This is a genomic window from Devosia lacusdianchii (assembly GCF_022429625.1).
Classification (GTDB): domain Bacteria; phylum Pseudomonadota; class Alphaproteobacteria; order Rhizobiales; family Devosiaceae; genus Devosia; species Devosia lacusdianchii.
Genome location: NZ_CP092483.1, coordinates 73,344 through 91,838, shown reverse-complemented (window position 1 = coordinate 91,838; position 18,495 = coordinate 73,344). Strand labels below are relative to the sequence as shown.

The 18,495-nt window shown below is 64.5% G+C and carries 21 protein-coding genes; 9 read left to right on the top strand and 12 right to left on the bottom strand.

Annotated elements, in window-relative coordinates:
• The first annotated feature begins 79 nt into the window (after positions 1–79).
• Genes MF606_RS00460 through MF606_RS00445 form a run of 4 tightly spaced genes read left to right on the top strand, consistent with a single transcriptional unit; the run spans position 80 to position 2,948 of the window.
• Positions 80–916 carry an arylamine N-acetyltransferase family protein gene (locus tag MF606_RS00460; protein ID WP_240231465.1) on the top strand — a complete coding sequence of 279 codons (837 nt, stop codon included), beginning with the start codon at positions 80–82 and terminating at the stop codon, positions 914–916.
• A complete protein-coding gene (locus tag MF606_RS00455) occupies positions 917–1,516 on the top strand; it encodes a YdeI/OmpD-associated family protein (protein WP_240231464.1) in 600 nt (199 codons plus the stop codon).
• Positions 1,516–2,055, top strand: a complete 540-nt coding sequence (locus tag MF606_RS00450) for a DUF1697 domain-containing protein (protein ID WP_240231463.1) — start codon at positions 1,516–1,518, stop codon at positions 2,053–2,055. Before MF606_RS00455 ends, MF606_RS00450 begins: the two co-directional genes overlap by 1 nt.
• Positions 2,052–2,948, top strand: coding sequence for a ribokinase (locus MF606_RS00445; protein WP_240231462.1), 897 nt, complete (start codon positions 2,052–2,054; stop codon positions 2,946–2,948). The genes MF606_RS00450 and MF606_RS00445 overlap by 4 nt, the downstream gene beginning before the upstream one ends.
• A gap of 156 nt (positions 2,949–3,104) precedes the next feature.
• On the opposite strand, the gene MF606_RS00440 is transcribed toward MF606_RS00445, so the two are convergent.
• Positions 3,105–3,992, bottom strand: coding sequence for a LysR family transcriptional regulator (locus tag MF606_RS00440; protein ID WP_240231461.1), 888 nt, complete (start codon positions 3,990–3,992; stop codon positions 3,105–3,107).
• A gap of 51 nt (positions 3,993–4,043) precedes the next feature.
• On the opposite strand from MF606_RS00440, the gene MF606_RS00435 reads away from it, so the two are divergent.
• Positions 4,044–4,727 carry an NADPH-dependent F420 reductase gene (locus MF606_RS00435; RefSeq protein ID WP_275693109.1) on the top strand — a complete coding sequence of 228 codons (684 nt, stop codon included), beginning with the start codon at positions 4,044–4,046 and terminating at the stop codon, positions 4,725–4,727.
• A gap of 44 nt (positions 4,728–4,771) precedes the next feature.
• Here MF606_RS00435 and MF606_RS00430 read toward each other — a convergent pair whose 3' ends face one another.
• Positions 4,772–5,521: an SH3 domain-containing protein gene (locus MF606_RS00430; RefSeq protein WP_240231459.1), complete on the bottom strand. Its 750-nt coding sequence runs from the start codon at positions 5,519–5,521 to the stop codon at positions 4,772–4,774.
• A gap of 403 nt (positions 5,522–5,924) precedes the next feature.
• Complete coding sequence (infC, locus tag MF606_RS00425) at positions 5,925–6,461, bottom strand: translation initiation factor IF-3 (RefSeq protein WP_240233914.1); 537 nt, start codon at positions 6,459–6,461, stop codon at positions 5,925–5,927.
• A gap of 185 nt (positions 6,462–6,646) precedes the next feature.
• Here infC and MF606_RS00420 point away from each other — a divergent pair, with 185 nt between their 5' ends.
• Entirely contained in the window at positions 6,647–7,420 is a 774-nt protein-coding gene (locus tag MF606_RS00420) for an alpha/beta hydrolase (RefSeq protein WP_240231458.1), read from the top strand.
• A gap of 216 nt (positions 7,421–7,636) precedes the next feature.
• Here MF606_RS00420 and MF606_RS00415 read toward each other — a convergent pair whose 3' ends face one another.
• From MF606_RS00415 to MF606_RS00395, 5 genes are all read right to left on the bottom strand, one after another.
• The gene (locus tag MF606_RS00415; protein WP_240231457.1) at positions 7,637–8,137 is read right to left on the bottom strand and encodes a DUF6886 family protein; all 501 of its coding nucleotides are present in this window, start codon (positions 8,135–8,137) and stop codon (positions 7,637–7,639) included.
• On the bottom strand, positions 8,134–8,790 hold the full coding sequence (locus MF606_RS00410; RefSeq protein ID WP_240231456.1) for a GNAT family N-acetyltransferase: 657 nt from the start codon (positions 8,788–8,790) through the stop codon (positions 8,134–8,136). The genes MF606_RS00415 and MF606_RS00410 overlap by 4 nt, the downstream gene beginning before the upstream one ends.
• Positions 8,787–9,659 carry an NAD-dependent epimerase/dehydratase family protein gene (locus MF606_RS00405; protein ID WP_240231455.1) on the bottom strand — a complete coding sequence of 291 codons (873 nt, stop codon included), beginning with the start codon at positions 9,657–9,659 and terminating at the stop codon, positions 8,787–8,789. Before MF606_RS00405 ends, MF606_RS00410 begins: the two co-directional genes overlap by 4 nt.
• Positions 9,656–10,795 (bottom strand): tRNA epoxyqueuosine(34) reductase QueG, encoded by a 1,140-nt coding sequence (gene queG, locus MF606_RS00400; RefSeq protein ID WP_240231454.1) that lies wholly within the window; start codon positions 10,793–10,795, stop codon positions 9,656–9,658. The genes MF606_RS00405 and queG overlap by 4 nt, the downstream gene beginning before the upstream one ends.
• A 135-nt stretch (positions 10,796–10,930) precedes the next feature.
• Positions 10,931–11,608 (bottom strand): glutathione S-transferase family protein, encoded by a 678-nt coding sequence (locus MF606_RS00395; protein WP_240231453.1) that lies wholly within the window; start codon positions 11,606–11,608, stop codon positions 10,931–10,933.
• Between the two features lie 114 nt (positions 11,609–11,722).
• On the opposite strand from MF606_RS00395, the gene MF606_RS00390 reads away from it, so the two are divergent.
• Positions 11,723–12,532 (top strand): undecaprenyl-diphosphate phosphatase, encoded by an 810-nt coding sequence (locus tag MF606_RS00390; protein WP_240231452.1) that lies wholly within the window; start codon positions 11,723–11,725, stop codon positions 12,530–12,532.
• A 4-nt stretch (positions 12,533–12,536) separates the two neighbouring features.
• On the opposite strand, the gene MF606_RS00385 is transcribed toward MF606_RS00390, so the two are convergent.
• Positions 12,537–13,160 (bottom strand): LolA family protein, encoded by a 624-nt coding sequence (locus tag MF606_RS00385; RefSeq protein WP_240231451.1) that lies wholly within the window; start codon positions 13,158–13,160, stop codon positions 12,537–12,539.
• 122 nt (positions 13,161–13,282) lie between these two features.
• Between MF606_RS00385 and MF606_RS00380 the strand changes: the two genes are divergently transcribed.
• Both MF606_RS00380 and MF606_RS00375 read left to right on the top strand, forming a co-directional pair.
• Entirely contained in the window at positions 13,283–13,588 is a 306-nt protein-coding gene (locus tag MF606_RS00380) for a hypothetical protein (protein WP_240231450.1), read from the top strand.
• 37 nt (positions 13,589–13,625) lie between these two features.
• A complete protein-coding gene (locus MF606_RS00375; RefSeq protein WP_240231449.1) occupies positions 13,626–14,006 on the top strand; it encodes a RidA family protein in 381 nt (126 codons plus the stop codon).
• Here the strand turns inward: MF606_RS00375 and MF606_RS00370 are convergent.
• The 3 genes from MF606_RS00370 to MF606_RS00360 all read right to left on the bottom strand — a co-directional run bounded on the left by MF606_RS00370 (position 14,003) and on the right by MF606_RS00360 (position 17,975).
• Positions 14,003–14,338 carry an ArsR/SmtB family transcription factor gene (locus tag MF606_RS00370; protein WP_240231448.1) on the bottom strand — a complete coding sequence of 112 codons (336 nt, stop codon included), beginning with the start codon at positions 14,336–14,338 and terminating at the stop codon, positions 14,003–14,005. The two genes, MF606_RS00375 and MF606_RS00370, sit on opposite strands and share 4 nt — an antisense overlap.
• Positions 14,338–14,982 carry an SRPBCC family protein gene (locus MF606_RS00365; RefSeq protein WP_240231447.1) on the bottom strand — a complete coding sequence of 215 codons (645 nt, stop codon included), beginning with the start codon at positions 14,980–14,982 and terminating at the stop codon, positions 14,338–14,340. Before MF606_RS00365 ends, MF606_RS00370 begins: the two co-directional genes overlap by 1 nt.
• 248 nt (positions 14,983–15,230) lie before the next feature.
• Positions 15,231–17,975 (bottom strand): DNA translocase FtsK, encoded by a 2,745-nt coding sequence (locus tag MF606_RS00360; protein ID WP_240231446.1) that lies wholly within the window; start codon positions 17,973–17,975, stop codon positions 15,231–15,233.
• Positions 17,976–18,495 lie beyond the last annotated feature (520 nt).

Sequence of the window (18,495 nt, the reverse complement as noted above, 5' to 3'; positions counted from 1 at the left end):
ATCTGCTGCGGCCACGGTGACAGGCCTGATCGCATCGACCATATTGCGCCCGTGACTGAAACAGCGGCAAGGGTGGCCAATGGCCCATAAGGTCAATCTCAACGCCTATCTCGAGCGAATCGGCTTTGCCGGATCGATCGCCCCGACCTTGGCGACACTCGAACTCATTCATGCGCTGCACCCGGCAGCCATTGCCTTTGAAAATCTCAACTCCGTCATCGGCCTGCCAACGGCGCTGGACATTGCCAGCATCGAGAAGAAACTGCTGCATGAGCGGCGCGGCGGCTATTGCTACGAGCACAACCTGCTGCTCTCGGCCATGCTGCGCGACCTCGACTTCAATGTCCGCAATCTCGCCGCCCGCGTCGTCTGGTCTGATCCGCCGTCGATCGATGCCGACGCGCATCACATGCTGCTGGCCGTCGATATCAGCGGCACTACCTATATTGCCGATGTCGGCAATGGCGGACTGACGCTGACCACGCCGCTCAAACTACGGGCGGATGTCGAACAGACCACGCCGCACGAGACCTTTCGTCTTACCGGCGGGGATCCGCTGTGGCAGCTTGAAGCCAAGGTGGGCGACGAATGGCGCGCGCTCTACGTCTTCGACCTCACCGAAAAGACCGAGGCTGACTACGAGCCATCCAATACCTATCTGTCGACGCATCCCGACGCCCCGTTCCGCAAGGAGCTAAGGGCGGCGCTGTCACCCTCGGGCAAGCGCCTGGTGCTGCGCAATAATCGGCTGAGCACGCGCGTCGAGGGCCAGCCGACCGAAGTGCGCGAGCTCACCAGCGTCTCCGAGATACGCGAGGTTCTTGCTGGCACGTTCGGCATTCAGGTGCCGCCGGCCGACCAGCTCGACCCGCATCTGGAAGTGATCCTCGCCAATGCCGGCGTGAGCGAGGTCTAGATGCCGCCCGTGCATGTCGACCCGGACAAGGTCCGCGAATTTGTCAGCAAGGACGCGTTCTACGACTGGCTCAAGACCAATCACGCCAGCCAGGACGAGGTCTGGATCCGCATCTTCAAGAAGGCCAGCGGCAAGCCGACGATCACCGCTGTGGAAGCCATCGACGTGGTGCTGTGCTGGGGCTGGATCGATGCCATCCGCAAGAGCTGGGACGACATCTCCTTCGTCCAGCGCTATACCCATCGCGGCAAGAAAAGCCTGTGGAGCCAGATCAACAAGGACAATGTTGCCCGGCTGGTCGAGGAAGGCAAAATGACCGCGCATGGCCTGAGGCATGTCGACATCGCCAAGGCTGACGGCCGCTGGGATGCCTCCTATGGTACGACCATGGATGCGCCCGAGGACTTGCTGGCGGCCATCGAGGCCAACCCTGCCGCGAGCGCGTTCTATCGCACCCTGACGGCGCAGAACCGCTTCGCCCTGATCTTCCGCACCATCAATCTCAAGACCCCGGCAGCGCGCGCCCGCAAGATTGCCGGCTTTGTCGAGATGCTGGAAAAGGGCGAAACCATCTATCCGCAGAGCAAGGGCAAAGCTTGATGGGCGTGTGGATCGCCTTTCTCCGCGGCATCAATCTGGGCAAGCGGCAGGTCAAGATGGCCGAGCTGCGCGAATGCCTCGAAGAAGCCGGCTTCACCGAAATCAAGACGGTGGTCGCCAGCGGCAATGTCCGCCTTGTCGCCGAGGGCGGGGCGGCCGACATCAAGTCGCGGCTGGAAAAGGCGATCGAGGCCCGTTTCGGCTTTGCTGTCGGCGTGGTTCTGCGCTCCGAGGCCGAGCTGACGGCCATGCTCAGGGACCATCCGTTCGACAGCCTCGATCCCAAGGCCGATGTGGCGCGGCACGTGCTCATGCTCGATCAGGCCCTGCCGGCCGGGATTGCGCTTGAGGGTGTGCCGGGCCATACCGAAATCCTGCGTATCGACCCGCGCGAAGTTTATATCGCCGGCTACCGGCAGCCCAATGGGCGCTATACCGAGGCGGTCGAAGAGGTGCTAAAGCCGCTCTATGCCAAACTGGGCAAGGGTGCGCTCGATACGATGCGTAACTGGAACACGATAGAGAAGATGCTCGCATGATCACCGTTTTCGGCTCCACCGGACTCGACCAAATCGGCACCGTTCCGCGCCTGCCGGGGCCGGGTGAAACCGTTCTGGGTGGCGTGTTCGCCACCGCACCGGGGGGCAAGGGCTCCAACCAGGCTCTGGCCGCGCGCCGTGCCGGTTCCGACGTCAAGCATGTCGGCGCGGTGGGCGATGACCTCTTTGCCGCCGAAGCCACCGCATTACTGCGCGCCGGCGGTGTCGACCTCAGCGCGCTCAAGACGGCGCCGGGAGCCACCGCCGTGGCCATGATCTTCGTGGACGCGCACGGCGAAAACTGCATCGCCGTACTGCCTGGCGCCAATGCCACCATCACATCGGCAGATGCCGATGCCGCTCTGGGTAAGCTGCCCAAGGGCAGCATCGTCATGTTGCAGCAGGAAATCACCCAGGCCGCCACCGAGCGGGCGCTCGATATCGCCAAGGCCAATGGGCTGGTGTCGATCCTCAATACCGCGCCCTACCTCGAGAGCACGCCCAGCGTGGCGCACAAGGCGTCGATCCTCGTCGCCAACGAAACCGAGTTCGAGCTGGTCTCGGGCCGTGGCATTGCCGAACTCGACAGCGCCATGGTCGACTGGGCCAAACAGCACAACCAGACCATCATCGTGACGCTGGGCGGCGACGGCGCCAAGGCCGCGACGGCCGATGGCACGCTGCTGCATGTGCCGGCCCTGCCGATCAAGCCGATCGACACTGTCGGTGCCGGCGACACCTTCTGCGGTTATCTGGCCGCCGGGCTCGATGCCGGACTGACGCTGGAAGCGGCGATGAAGCGCGCCGCCGTTGCGGCAAGTCTCGCGTGCCTCAAGCCCGGCGCGCAGCCGGCTATTCCGCTGGCGGCGGAGGTCGCGGCAGCGCTGGCATAGGGGCCAGCGCTCAGGCACCATCTCACCCACAATCGCTTCCCTCGGGCTTGACCCGAGGGCCACTCCGAACGCGTCACAAGCGGCGGGAGACCGGCGGATCAAGTCCGCGGGAGAGCCGGTGGGTGTGGGAGTATCGTGATCGGCGACTGGCCAGACCTAGGCCTTAAACCCCTCGGCCACCGCGTCGATGAATGCCATCACCCGTCGCGGCACCAATTGCCGCGACGGGTGGACCGTATGGATCGGCAGGCTGGGCAGGCTCCAACCCTCAAGTATTCGCACCAGCGCGCCACTGGCGAGATCGTCGGCCACCAGGTCGAGCGGGATGTAGGCAATACCGGCGCCACCGATCGCCGCTGCCCGCAGAGCTTCGCCATTGTCGATCTCGACATTACCGCGCACCTCCACGGTAAAGGGCGTGCCATCGGCCTGCTGGAACGGCCAGCGATTGCGCGGGATGAGATTGAGATTGAGCACGCAGCGGGCGTCACGCAACTGCTCGGGATCAGCGGGCGTGCCGTGGCGCGCCAGATAATCGGGCGAAGCGCAGCAGGCGAATTCATAGGTGCCGACCCGCCGCGCGATCATCGACGAAGCGCGTAACTCGCCGATGCGCACAGCCAGATCGAAGCCCTCGGTCACAAGGTCCACCCGCCGGTCGCTGAGGCTCATCTCGACGATGACGTCGGGATGAGCGGCAGTGAAGCGCGCGATGATGGCCGGTAGGCGCTTGATGCCGACAGTGGTAGGGCCGGTCAGTCTTATGCGGCCGGATAGGCGTGCCGGTTCGGGCCGGGTCAGCTCGTCCAGTTCGCGCGCCGCCTCCAGCAGGGCTTCGGCCCGCAGCAGGAATTGTTCGCCGGTCTCAGTCAGCCGCTGGCTGCGCGTGGTTCGTTCGATCAGTCGTGCGCCGTGGCGATGCTCCAGCGCCTGGATACGGCGGCCAACCATGGCCGGCGACAGGTTCAATTGCCGCGCAGCCCGGGCAAAACTGCCGGCACGCGCCGCCGCTATGAAGGTCTCGAGTTCGGCCAGATCTGCCATTCGATACTTCTATGCAATTAAGACTGCACAATCCACGCAATTTTCTTTGCAATGGGGAGAGTGCATCTTGAGGTCATCGAAACCTCACGCCACGGAGATACTCAAATGACCACCATCGCAATTATCGGCTTGGGCAATATGGGCAAGGGTCTTGCCAAGCGTCTCGCCGGCAAGACCGAGCTGGTGCTGGCCTCGCGCGACACCGCCGCCGCAACCGCCTTCGCCGCGACCCTTCCAGGTAGTGTCAGCGCCCTCGACCAGAATGCCGCCATCGCCAAGGCCGATATCGTCGTCCTCGCGCTGCCCTTCGGCACGACGCTGGAGGCCGCGGCCAACCCAGCGCTGTCCGGCAAGATCGTGCTCGATATCTCCAACCCGGTAAAGGCCGACTTCTCGGGCCTCAGCATCGGCCACACGACGTCGGCGGCCGAGCAGGTGCAGGACGCCGCACCCAATGCCCGCGTGGTCAAGGCCTACAACACCATCTTTGCCGGCCTGTTCGACTTGCCGGCGACCCAGACCGCCGACGTCCCCGTATTCGTCGCCGGCAATGACGAGGCCGCCGTCACGGCCGTGGCCGAGATCGTCAAGCTTTCGGGTTTTGCAGTCGAAAAGACCGGCGGCATCGACGCCGCCCGGCTGCTCGAACCGCTGGGCATGCTCAACATCCGCTTCGGCTACGGCCTCGGCCACGGCACGGCCATCGCCCCGAACTGGACCAAGCTGGCGGCCTGAGGCTGGCCGATCAAAACGGGAAGGCGGGCCAACAGCCCGCTTCCTCACTGGCCGACCGGCTTCAGATAGTCGCGGTGGACCCAGCCGACACCGCCATCGCGGGTCCCAACGGCATACCAGTTCCCAGACATCCGTATCGGGGTGATCGTGGTTCCCTGCACTATCCGCGCCAGGACGCGAGAATTGCCTGCCGGCTGTTCCCGGACATTGAGCGCGCTGGCGGTTACCTGGACGCTCGGCAATGGCGGTGCGGCTTGGGTGACGCTGGCGGGCATGCGCTGAGGCGTGCTGCCGACGAAGTGACAGCCGGCCAGCAGCGCCAGCAGGCCCGACGCGGCGATCCACCCCAGACGATACCTTGGTCTAAAGACCCGGCCAGCCGCGGCGGCGAGCGACGGCAATGCGAGGGGTCTCGGCTGGTATCCCTGGACGTCCAGTGGTGTCCTGACGAGCACCGGGTCGTCGACGGGCCACATCACACCGCCCTGGCGCAGCTTGGCGCGCCAGAGCTTCTTTCGCGCATCGACAGGCTCAAGATGCCGATACTTGCCGCCCGAGAATTTTGGCCAGTCCAGTGCCAGGCCAGCCCTCACCAGCTCCGCCGCCAAGTCGCGCCCATCGGGCAGGAAGCACTCGGCGACAACGCGGTCATATGACATTTCCGGCTTGATACGAGCCGTGGCGACTTGGCCCCTGCACAATTTCACCATCGCCCATTTCGACTGCTGTCCGAAGGGATGGTCCAACTCGGGCGCATCGATGCCGGCCAGACGAATATGCAGCTTGTCGATCACGATCGTATCGCCATCCACCACCCAGCATCGGCCTCGCACGACAATTTCCGTCGGCTGTGGCTGGTTCGCTGGCACGACCGGGAATCGCATCTCGCGGGGAATCGGTCGATCCGGCGTGTGCGGCACTGTCCAGCGCCGCGGTCGCGGCGGGAGGATCACCCATCTCAGTCTACGGAACAGCCCCATGCCTGCCCGCCCCCGGGTCACGGCATCTCAGACGCCGCTGGACGAAACTTGAACCAAAACCGCGTTGGATGAAAGCCTGTCAACGACGCAGACGGGTTGGCATATAAAGCGGGCCTTCAGGGGGAGGCTAGGAGGGCGGTATCCTTGCTTCCTTCCGCCAAACAAAAGGGCAGGCCCACCGGACCTGCCCTTTTCAAATATTCCGTCTCGGCCGCCCTTACTTGGGCGCCAGCACCATGACCATCTGGCGGCCTTCGGAGCGGGGCTGGCTTTCGACCTTGGCCAGAGCCTCGAACTGGTCCTTGACCTTGACCAGCAGCATCATGCCCAGTTCCTGGTGGGCCATTTCGCGACCGCGGAAGCGCATGGTGACCTTAACCCGGTCGCCATCGTCGAGGAAACGCTCGACCGCCTTCATCTTGGTGTCGTAGTCGTGCGTGTCGATATTCGGACGCAGCTGGACTTCCTTGACCTCGATCACCTTCTGCTTCTTGCGGGCCTCGGCAGCTTTTTTCTGCGCGGCATACTTGAAGCGCCCGAGGTCGAGCATCTTGGCGACCGGCGGGACAGCGTTGGGAGAGATCAGGACGAGGTCGAGACCCTGTTCCTGTGCTTCTGCGAGCGCCGCACGGGTGTTGACGATCCCGCGGTTCTCGCCTTCAGCATCGATGAGTTGGACATCGGCGCTGGTGATATCTTCGTTCGAGAGCGGCCCATCTTTCTGGGGCGCAACTGGTCTCATTGGACGGCGAATGGCAAACGATCCTTGCGTTGTTAAGCCAAGTGGTGAAATCGGCCATAAAATCGTGTTACCGGGGCCATAAGTCAACTGGCAAAGTGCCCGAAATTCCGGCCCATTGCGCCTTTGAAACGCCGTGATCGACGCCGCCAGCACCCCGGCTGCCCGTTCGCCTTGCTCCCCGGAGGAAAAAACCACCCATGCCAGCGCCTACCCGCCTCACCATCACCGTCGGCAGCGACAGCGCCGCGCGCGACATCGCCGTCGAGCAGAGGGCCGGTGCCGCGCCGGGTATTTTCTGGCTCGGGGGCTTCCGCTCCGACATGGCCGGCAGCAAGGCCATGGCACTGGATGCCCTCGGCGCGGAACAGGGTTATGCGGTCACGCGCTTCGACTATTCGGGCCATGGCGTTTCGGGGGGCGATTTCGATCTCGGCACCATCAGCCGCTGGCTGGAAGAGGCCGAGGCAGTCTTCGCGCTGACCACGGGGCCGCAGATCATCGTGGGCTCGTCGATGGGCGGATGGATTGCGCTGCTGCTGGCGCGGGCGCTGCTCAGGCGCGGCGAGATGCGCCTCCACGGCATGGTGCTGATCGCGCCCGCGGCAGACATGACGCGCGAGCTGATGCTGCCCGAGTTCACGCCCGAGGAGCACGAATCGCTGCAGAACCTGGGGTATGTCGACCAACCCAGCCAATATTCCGATACGCCCTACCGGATCACCCGGGCGCTGATCGAGGATGGCGAGCGGCACCTGCTGTTTGGCGGCGTCATCGAAACGGGGTGCCCGGTCGTCATCCTGCAGGGCGGCAAGGATCCGGACGTGCCGCAAGCGCAGGCCATCAAGCTCACCACCCACATGCTGCACGATCCGGTGACGCTGACCCTGATCCCCGATGGCGACCATCGTCTGAGCCGCGAGGAGGATCTGGTGCGGTTGCGTGATGCGGTGGTGCGGTTGGCGGAGGGTTAGGGCTACCGACGGCGTTTGTGGGGCACTATGAATCCCACTCACCGGCGCTTCCCTCGGGCTCGACCCGAGGGTCACTCACCGCTTGTGCCGTGTTGCGAGAGACCCGCGGATCAAGTCGGCGGGAAGCGCAGTGGTTGGGTGGATATCAAGAGCAACACGCCTCCCGCCGCGCAGCGACGGGTGCGCCCTCGCCAACCACCGAGCAAGAGGAAGGCGCTACCGTAACGCGGCGTTGCGCATGCGGATCATTGAGAACATCAGGCTCGATGATGCCACCGCGTCGTGCAGGGCCCAGAGCGAGGGCAGCACGCGCAGGGTGACGTTTTCCGCGGCGATGGCGGCGGGCAGGTCGGTGATATCCTCGACACCGAGCGGCGTAACCGGAGTTTCAGCGACCCAATAGCCGGCGCTTTCATCGTGCAGGCGAAAGCCGGCTGACGGCATGGCATAGTCGAAAAGCGTCGTGGTCCGGATGCGCTCCCACCAGGCCTGTTCCACCGCGATCACCGCCCGGTCGGTGCCGAGGAACCGCGCCCGGTCATCCGCCGAACTGGTGGCGGCAGCGCGGAAGCAGACGCGGGGGCAATCGCGCGGCAGCATGTAATTGGCCCGCTTGGCCGCGTCGATGGCCCAGACCACTGGCATGCTGGTGTAGTCCGATGGGCGCGGCGCGAAATAGGCAATGGCCGGATTGTCACTGAGGTGAAACAGCCTCATCGGGTGACGAGCTTGGACTTCTGCTGGCCGTCCGCGTCAAAATTGTCCGGGCTCAGCCAGCGCTCATATTCCGCGCGCATTGCCGGCCATTCACCATCAAGAATCGAGAACCACGCGGTGTCGCGGTTGACGCCCTTCATGATCATGTCCTGCCGGAACACGCCCTCGAACTGGAAGCCGAAACGCAGCGCGGCCGCCTTGGACGGCTCGTTGCGGTCGTTGCACTTCCATTCGAAGCGCCGGTAGCCGAGGTCGTCGAAGGCGTGGCGCGCGAACAGGAACAAAGCTTCGGTCGCCAAAGGCGTCCGTGCCATGGGCAGGCCCCAATAGATGCCGCCGATCTCGATCGAGCCGTGCTCGGGGCGGATGCGCATCCAGCCCTGCTGGCCCACCGCCTTGCCACTGGCCTTGTCGATGACCGCCACGTAGGTCGGATCGGTCTCCCTGCCGGCCTGCTCGATCCGCGCCTCCATCTCAGCCAGGTTCCCCGGCGCCTGGCTGAACAGCCAGCGATAGCGCTCGGCGCCGCCGGGCATGGTGGACACCTCGTAGAGGTCGGCGGCATGCTTTTGGGCAATGGGCTCAAGCCGGACATAGCGGCCCTCGAGCACGATGCGTTCGGGGGCGGACTTGGCCGGTTGCGGAGCGGTCATGATCTTTCGTCCTTGAAGATGGCGGCGAGGCCGTCGCGGTAATTGGGATAGAGCAGCTCGATCCCCAGCGCCTTTTTGATCGCGGCATTGGAGACGCGCTTGTTGTCGGCATAGAAGCTGCGCTGCATCGGCGTCATCTCGGCGACGGCGAAGGCGACTTCGGGCGGCGGCTCGACACCCAGCATGGCCGCCGCATGGGTCACCAGATCCTGTGGCGGCGCCGGCTCGTCGTCGGCCAGGTTGAAGGTGCCGTTGAGCCGGGCAGCGGCGGCAAGGGCGGTGACACGGCCAATGTCCTCGACATGAATGCGGTTGAACACCTGCCCGGGCTTGACGACGCGACGGGCGGTGCCGTCGCGCAGCTTGTCGAAGGTGGAGCGGCCGGGGCCATAGATACCGGCCAGCCGCAGGATGGTCAGCGGCACGCCGCGTTGCGCCGCGTAATCGCGCCAGCCCTGTTCGGCCAGCACGCGGCGATCGCTGCGGTCGTTGCGCGGCACCAGGGGCGCCGATTCATCGATCCAGGCGCCGCCGAAATCCCCGTAGACTCCGACGGTGGAATAATAGCAGAGCCATTGCAGGTCCGGCGCGGCATCCAGATCGGCGCGATGGTGAAGCAGCGCCGGATCGCCATCGCTACCCGGCGCAATGGAAAAGATCACATGACTAGCGGCGCGCAAGTCCGGGCCGAGTGTCGCGCCGGGCGCGGTGCCGCCGAAGACATGCGCATGCAGATTCCTCGTCTGTAACACGGCTGCCTTTTCGGCGGTCCGCGTGGTGCCGCCGATGGTCGCGTAATGACCCGAAGCGAGCATCTGCATCGAGGCCTCGGTGGATGAAAATCCGAGGCCGAAGAAAAACGCGTTCATGAGAGTTCCACGGTCCATTCGCTGGCCACAGAGCTATCGCTTTCCCGCGCCAGATAGGCAAGGCTGAGCGCGCTCGCCCGCTCCGGCGCCAATCGCCGCAGGGCCCAGACGGCAGCACCGCGCACGATGTCGCTGTCGTCATCCAGCCGTTGCTCCACCAAGGGCAACAGCGTCGCATCGCCGGAATTGCCGATGGCGATCAACACGTTCCGCAGGAAGCGGCCGAGGCCGATGCGCTTGACCGGTGAGCCGGCAAACAGGGTTCGGAAGCGCTCGTCGTCCAGTTGCACGAGGTCTGCAAGGACAGGTCGTTCGAGATCGGCGCGAGCGCGGAGCTTGGCCTCGCGGCTGACCGAGGCAAACTTGTTCCACGGGCAAACGGCGAGGCAATCATCGCAGCCATAGATGCGGTTGCCCATCGGCGCCCGAAACTCCAACGGAATCTGGGCCTTATGCTCCACCGTCAGGTAGGCGAGGCAGCGTCGCGAATCGAGCTGGAATGGCGCGGGAAAGGCATTGGTGGGGCAGATATCGAGGCAGCGTGTGCATGAGCCGCAGCTTTCTTCATGCTGGGTATTCCCGGGCAATTCCGCCGAGGTCAGAATAGCGCCCAGAAACAGCCAGCAGCCGAAGTCGCGGCTGACCAGCACGGTATGCTTGCCCTGCCAGCCCAGCCCGGCGGCCTCGGCCAGCGGCTTTTCCATCAGCGGGGCGGTATCGACGAAAACCTTGACCTCGGCGCCGGAGCGCCTTGCCAGCAGACCCGCCAGTTCCTTGAGCTTGCCCTTGATGATCTCGTGATAGTCGCGATTGCGGGCGTAGACCGAGATCGAGCCCAGCGACTTCTCGCCCAGAATGGCAAGGGGATCGGTCTCGGGGCCGTAATTGATGCCGAGCAGAATGACCGACTTGGCCTCGGGCCACATGCCGCGGGGACTGGCGCGGCGCTGAGCGGTCTCGGCCATCCACTCCATGTCGCCATGCCAGCCGGCAGCGATGGCGGCGTTCAGCTTTTCAGGAAGGTCGGGGCGCGCATCGGCGGCGGCTATGCCGAAACTGTCAAAGCCCAGCGCATTGGCGCGGATGCGCAGTTCGGCGACGAGCTTTTCGGCATCGCGAATGTCGTAACTTTCCATGGGACGTTTCCCACCACCGCACGTCACCCTCGGGCTCGACCCGAGGGCACTGTACTTAAAGCAAAGTACAGAAAGTGTAGAGCCCTCGGGTCAAGCCCGAGGGTGACGACTGATGGGAAGCGCGGCGGTGGCCGTCTAAAAATCCAGGTCCGCATAGCCCTTTTGCGGCGGCATGGCGACGACACGATCGTTGAGCAGGGTGCGGAAGGCCGGGCGCGACTTGATGCGGGAATACCAGTCGCGGGTTTCGCCCGCCTTGCCCCAGTCGATATCGCCCAGATAGTCGAGCGTCGACAGATGTGCCGCCAGGGCGAAATCGGCGAGCGTCATGGCGTCGCCGGTCAGCCAGGAGCGGGTGGCGAAGAGCCAGTTGAAATAGAGCATGTGCTCGTTGAGGTTAGCCTTGGCGACGCGCAAGACGGCCGGGTCGGGGGTAGCGCCGCGCTGGTCGCGCTTGACGATCTTTTCCTCGAGCACGTAGCGCGTCACTTCGTCGTTGAGCTTGCCGATGACCCATTCGATCATCCGCCACATCTCGGCACGCGCGCCAGGCTCGGCCGGGATCAGGCCGGTGACGACGCTGGGCGTGTAGAGGTCTTCGATCGTGTGGATATTGGCCAGCAGTCCGACAATGGGTTGGTCGCTGTCACCCAAGAGGATCGGCAATGTGGCGGCGGGGTTGATTTCAAGCAACTCTGCCGTGCGCAGCCAGGGCTTGATCTCCTCCATGTCGAGCGGCACACCGTACTCCGCGCACATGAGCCGGATGAGGCGCGACGACGGATCGAGTGGGTGATGAAGCAGGCTCGGCATCTGGACACTCGTCTCTTTTTGAGGGCCGCCGCGGGAACGCGCCTTGGCGCTGCATGCGAACAGCGCTAGGGCTTGCCGGCATTATGGGCCCATTGGACTGAATTAGGGGATCAAATGAACGCCGATCAAGGTCTTTTTGTGCCGCTGATCCTTGGAATCCTGGAAGGGCTTACCGAATTCCTGCCGGTCAGCTCCACCGGCCACCTGCTTTTGGCGGGTCATTTCTTCGGATTGACCCAGCCGGCGACCTTTGTGGTGCTGATCCAGCTCGGGGCCATCCTGGCCATCGTCACCATCTATTTCGCCAAGCTGGCCATGCTAGTGCGCGATGCGCTGACCGGCAAAGCCTATGCCTGGACGTTCGCGCTCTCGGTAATCCTGGCGTGCCTGCCGGCCGTGGCTGCCGGCGTGTTGCTGCGCGATTTCATCCAGGGGGCGCTGTGGGAATCGCCGATGACGATCTGCATTTCGCTGCTGGTGGGCGGCATCGTGCTGTTGTTCGTCGACCGCATGCCCAAGCGCGAGACCTATGACGATATCTACCAATATCCCTGGCACCTGGCGCTGATCGTCGGGCTGTTCCAGATGCTGAGCCTGATCCCCGGCGTATCGCGCTCGGGTGCGACGGTAGTGGGCGCCATGCTGTTTGGCGCGACCAAGCGCAGCGCCGCCGAGTTCACCTTCTTCGTGGCGCTGCCGATCATGGTCGGGGCGTTCGGCTACGACCTCTACAAGAGCCGCGACCTGATCGACAGCTCGATCGCGCTCAATGTGGCGATCGGCTTCGCCGCTGCTTTCGTGGTCGGTGCGATCGTGGTGCGCTACCTGCTCGACTTCGTCAGCAAGCACGGCTTCGCGCCCTTCGCCTGGTGGCGGATCGCGGTCGGCAGCGCCGGGATCATCGCGCTGCTGGTGATGCGATAGGCTTCTACTGCTCCACGGCCTTGAACGTGGCCGGGATCGAGAAGAAGGCGCGGGGAATTTCCACGCCCTTTTCCACGTCATAGAGCGAGAAGGTCAGCTCGGCACCTGATGGCTCGATCAGGCTCCACTGGGCCAGGTCCTTGGTGTCGGTATCAAAGATCAGCGACACCTGCACGGTGCCGGCCACGGTCTCGTCGATCACCGTGATCGACATGTAGCCATCCGAGCTGGTGACGTCGGTCACATTGGCGTCGAGCAGGTTGATCTGGTCGCCGAGGAACTGGCGCAGCGGAATGGTGTCCTGCGGATAGGCGTAATAGGTCTCGTCGCGGCGGTTGAGCACGTAGAAGCCGCGGCCGACCGAGACGATTTCCTCGCGGCTGGGCGGGGCATAGCGGAATGCCACCTTGTCGGGACGCTCGAGGAAGAAGGTGCCCTCGGTACGGCCGCCATTGGTGTCGATCTGCAGGAACCGGCCAACCATGGTGCGGATGGCCGAGTTGTGGGCGCCGATATCGGCGATGAGCTGCTGCTCCTCGGGGGTCAGGGCGCGGTCGAGCGCCAGGGCCGGAACACTGAGGGCAAAGGCGGCGCTGAGACCGAGCAGCAAGGCATCGCGGCGAATCATGGGTTTGGTTCCCTGGCTGATTGTTCTTGTGAAGCTAACCTAGAAAGCAATTGCGGCAACAGGTGGTTCCGCGCCGCGCCAAGCTGTGGCAAGTCATAGGTCGGAACGTCCCGGAGGATGGCATGCGAGCCCTTGCGATCGGAAGTCTCATCAGCCTCACATTCGCGTTGCCGGCCCTGGCCGCTTTGCCGCCGCAATGGCAGCGGCAGAAGGAATTGCTGGCTATCATCGAGGATAGCGCGGTGACCGACGCTTTTGGCTTCGACGGCATCGAAGCAATCGAGTGGGTGGAGCCCGATCACTATCAGGTCAGGGGTGGCGCCTGCACGCTCGACATCACTATCGAAGACCTGCCCGATAGGCAGGGCGAGGGCTGGGCGGGGCCGAGGCAGTTCAGGATCGTTCTGGGCGAGCCACGCTGCCAATAGCGGCCAGCCAAGCCTCTCTTTAGACCAAGGAAAAACCATGCTGCGCAAATTCAACCCGTCGGGCATGCCGACATCCCCTGCCTATAGCCACGGCGTCGAGATCACTTCGCCGTCGCGCATGCTGTTCGTATCCGGGCAGGTGGGCATGCTGGCCGATGGCAGCGTCGCCGAGGGTGTGGGCGACCAGGTGCGCGCCGCCATTGCCAATCTCGACACCGTGCTGGCCGAATCCGGCATGAGCCGGGCCGATGTCGCCAAATACACCATCTTCCTGGCTGAGGGCGTCTCGATCGACGATTATCGCGCCGCCATGGGCCCCCTGCTGCCGGCGCCCCCACCGGCCAGCAGCCTGTTCTTCGTCAAGGCATTGGCCTCGCCCGCCTTCCTGGTCGAGATCGAGGCCATCGCCGTCCGCTAATCATCCGAGCCGCGGGACTTCTTGCCGCGGGCGACTTCCGTCGCCAGGGCCTCCAGCTTGTGCGGCCAGAAGACGCGGAAACGCTCCAGCCAATCGTCGATATCGCGCAAGGGCGCGGTATCGAGCACGTAGACGCGGCGGGTGCCTTCAGGGCGCACCTGGGCAAAACCGGTATCACGCAGCACCTTGAGGTGCTGGCTGACGCCGGCCTGCGATATGCCGAACTCGGCCGATATTACCGTCACAACCTCGCCCGAGGCATGCTCGCGCTCGGACAGCAGTTCGAGAATGCGGCGGCGGACGGGATCGCCGAGAACGTCGAAAGCGTGCATCAACCCTCCATGGGGGCTTCGCCCGAATAGAAGGCCCGGGTTGCCTCGGCGGCCTTGCGGGCCTGTTGCGGCTGTTCGCCGGCGGCGATGGCGGCGCGACCCCAATCGTCGCTGGCAGCGCGGACGAGGCTCTTGGCCTCGGGGGAGGTTTCCCATCCCCCCAACCCCTCGGCCCGGACATCCTCGGCCGGTCGCTCGAAATGGGCCGAGAGGCCAAGGAAGCTCAAATCCCAGCCCACGCCGACAGCGCCCGGACCAAACTGGTCCCAATGAGGGCTGATATGGGCAATGTGCTCCAGCTCCAGTCGCGTGCCGGAGCCTTCCGGCGTCAGCTTGAGGGTGACCCAGCTCGTAAAGCCGCCGAACTCCCAGGTGAGGGCGACGGACTTTTCAGGCTCGCAGGCAGTGACCGTGCCGCTGGCATTGCCTTCGACGTGATAACGGCCACCGAGTTCGAGATCGCCGGTGACAGGCGCGAACCAGCGCTTCAGCCGCTCCGGCTGGGTCAGGGCATCCCAGAGATCGGCCGCGTCGGTGTCGTAGACGCGGGAGGCGATGACGGCCTTGGCCGGCTGGCCGTCCTTTTCGAGATTGCGGACCTCGCGGGTCATGCCACCCAGATGGGCGACGATATCGAAAGCCATGGGTCTCTCCTTATTTCAGTTTTGACTTATATAAGTGAATACTGAAATAGAGTCGAGTCCCCCTGGCGAGTAAGAGTACCCCCTAGTCGCCTCCCCCTGAAAAGGGGGAGGAATCCCGCCGGCGATAGGACGAGATCGGTCCCTCCCCTTCTGCAAGGGGAGGCCAGGAGGGGATGGACGCGCCGGCCGGCGCAACGAAAAAGCCCCGGCGCCAGGCCGGGGCTTCGTCAATGGGATCGTATACCCGGCTAATACCCGTCGGCGTTGTTGCCGACCAGAATCTCGCGCTTGCCGGCATGGTTGGCCTGGCTGATGACGCCTTCCTTTTCCATCCGCTCGATCAGCGTCGCCGCCTTGTTGTAGCCGACGCCGAGACGGCGCTGCACATAGGAGGTGGAGGCCTTCTTGTCGGACAGCACGATATGGACGGCCTTGTCGTAAAGCTCGTCGCCAGAGCCGCCATTGGAGGTCTCGCCAAAGCTCTCCTCGCCGAAGCTGCCGCCGTCCTCGTCTTCCTCGGTTATGGAATCGAGGTAGTCGGGCGCGCCCTGGCTCTTGAGGTGGTTGACCACGGCCTCGACTTCGCTGTCGGCCACGAAGGGGCCGTGCAGGCGCTTGGTGCGGCCGCCGGAAGCCATATAGAGCATGTCACCATTGCCCAGCAGCTGCTCGGCGCCCTGCTCGCCCAAAATGGTGCGCGAATCGATCTTGGACGTGACCATGAACGAGATACGCGTGGGGAAGTTGGCCTTGATCGTGCCGGTGATGACGTCGACGGACGGGCGCTGCGTGGCGGTGATGATGTGGATGCCGGCAGCGCGAGCCATCTGCGCCAGGCGCTGGATGGCGCCTTCGATGTCCTTGCCGGCCACCATCATCAGGTCGGCCATTTCGTCGACGATGACGACGATATAGGGCAATGGCTCGAGATCGAATTCCTCGCTCTCGAAGATCGCCTCGCCGGTTTCGCGGTCGAAGCCGGTCTGCACCGTCCGGGTGATGACGCGTCCCTCGGCCTTGGATTCGTTGACGCGCTGATTGAAGCCATCGATGTTGCGGACGCCGATCTTGCTCATCTTGCGATAGCGATCTTCCATCTCGCGCACGGCCCATTTGAGCGCCACGACCGCCTTGTTGGGATCGGTGACAACCGGGGTCAGCAGATGGGGGATGCCATCATAGATGCTGAGTTCAAGCATCTTGGGATCGATCATGATCATGCGGCACTGCTCAGGCGTCATCTGGTAGAGCAGGCTGAGGATGAAGGTGTTGATACCGACCGACTTGCCCGAGCCGGTGGTGCCGGCGATGAGCAGATGGGGCATGCGGGCCAGATCGGCGATAACGGGCTCGCCGCCAATGGTCTTGCCGAGACAGATGGGCAGCTTGCCCTTCATCTTCTCGAAATCGGAACTGGCCAGCATTTCGCGGAAATAGACGGTCTCGCGGTTCTGGTTGGGCAGCTCGATGCCGATGGCATTGCGGCCGGGCACCACGGCGACGCGGGCGGAAATCGCACTCATCGAACGGGCGATGTCGTCGGCCAGCGAAATAACGCGGCTCGATTTGATGCCGGGGGCCGGCTCCAGTTCGAACAGGGTCACGACCGGGCCGGGGCGGACATTGATGATGTCGCCCTTGACGCCGAAATCGCTCAGCACTTCCTCGAGGCGGCGCGCCATTGCTTCCAGCCGCTCGGGCGCATGCTCGGGCGAAGGGCCCAGATGCTTGGGTTCTGAAAGCAGGCTCAGCGGTGGCAGCTCGAACCCGCCGGGTTCATCGAGGAACGAGGCCTGGGCTTCGCGCAGCACGCGCTGGCCCTGAGCCGGACGCGGCGCCGGGGCGGTAACGCGCGGCTTGGCCGGATCGACCGGATGGAAGCGCGAATCGCCCTGCTGGCGGTGATTGACTACGGCCGGCGTCGACGGCGCGTCGGGCACGAAAGGCAGATCGTCCTCGGCTTCGTCGGGGTAATCGAGCTCGGTATCGTCGTAGCTCGGGCGCGCATTGATGCGCGGCGACATTTCCGGCTCGGGCTGGAAGGCCGGCTCGCGGCCGAAGCCAGCTTCGACCGGCGCATGGATGCGGCGCGGGCTCGGCGCCATTGCGGGCTCGCGGCGATCGACCGTCGGTTCGCGGCCATCAAGGCTCGGCTCGACCTCGTCATCGCGCCAGGTCGCGGCATCTGCGGCCCGGCGCTCGGCATGGCTGGCGCGGGCACGGCGGAAGGCGGTGCGCAGCGAATAGCCCATATGGACCATGGCACCCAAGGCAATGTCGACGATGGGGTTGGTCTCTGGCTCGTCTTCCTCGATCGGAGCCGTGGCGGCACCCTTGCGGCCAGCAGCCGCAGGAGCGGCTTTCTTCGGACCGGTCGGCACGGCACTACCCAGGCCCATGGCGATCCAGAACAGGGTTAGCGCCGGAACGGAAATGATGATGGCAAAGAGCGCTGCCGTTACCGGCTGCGGCTGGCTGCCGGTGACGATGGTGGCAAGCGCAGTGAAGGCGGAGCCGACGAGGCCGCCGAGGCCGGTCGGCAGCGGCCAGCTTGCCGGCATGGCGACAAAGGCGAGAACGCCGGCGCCGAGCAGCGTGCCCCCGACCCAGCCGAGCAGGCGCAGGCCCATATGGGTCGGCATGCGGCGGCGGGCAAAGGCCCAACCCCAAAGCGCCGGCGGCACCAGCAGGACCAGCGCCGCAAGCCCGAAAACCTGGAACAGCGTATCGGCAATTACGGCACCGGGGAAACCCAGCCAATTGGCCGGCGACTTTGATGTGGCGTAGGAAAAACTTGGATCGTCGACCGACCAGGACGCCAGCGCCACCAGGCAAATCGCCACGAAACCGAGCAGGATCAGCCCGGCCAGACGCACCGGGATGCGGATGGCCAGGGCCGGCGGCGGGGCCGGCAGCGGCTTGGTCGAGCTGCGCGTACCGCGTTGCGGTACGGAGCGGATTTCGTCGAGCACGGGCGAAGGAGAGCTGGGCATGGGCGAACTCAATACTGCCCGGCTGAGACCGGGCCCAATTGCCGTCATGCTAGCGAGGTCGGGTTAACCCAAGGCTAACCATGGGCGGTTTGGCACGGTAGCTCCTCACTCACCCGCGTTTCCCTCGGGATTGACCCGAGGGCTACTCTCAGCGCGGCACAAAGCGGCGGAAGACCCTCGGATCAAGTCCGAGGGAAAGCGCCGGTGGGTGGGATGGATCAGTGACGCATACGCGCGACCCAAAGAAAAAGGCCCACCGGTGAGGGTGGGCCAGCTTGCCATGCGCCGGAGAGGAGGCCAACGCCTGGGAAAATTGATCGTGGTGTGCGGCCCGTGCAGTTTTGCGAGTGGGAAGCCTCTGTGGCGGGCCAAGAGGGACACGAGCCGCACGCCACGATCAATCTGTTGGTCCAGACCGATGGCGAGCCCCCGATCTGCCTCCCTCCCCCTTGTGGGGAGGGAATGAGGGTGGGGGTGCCTAACGATCCTCCACACTCGATACTCGTTGAACCCGCGACAC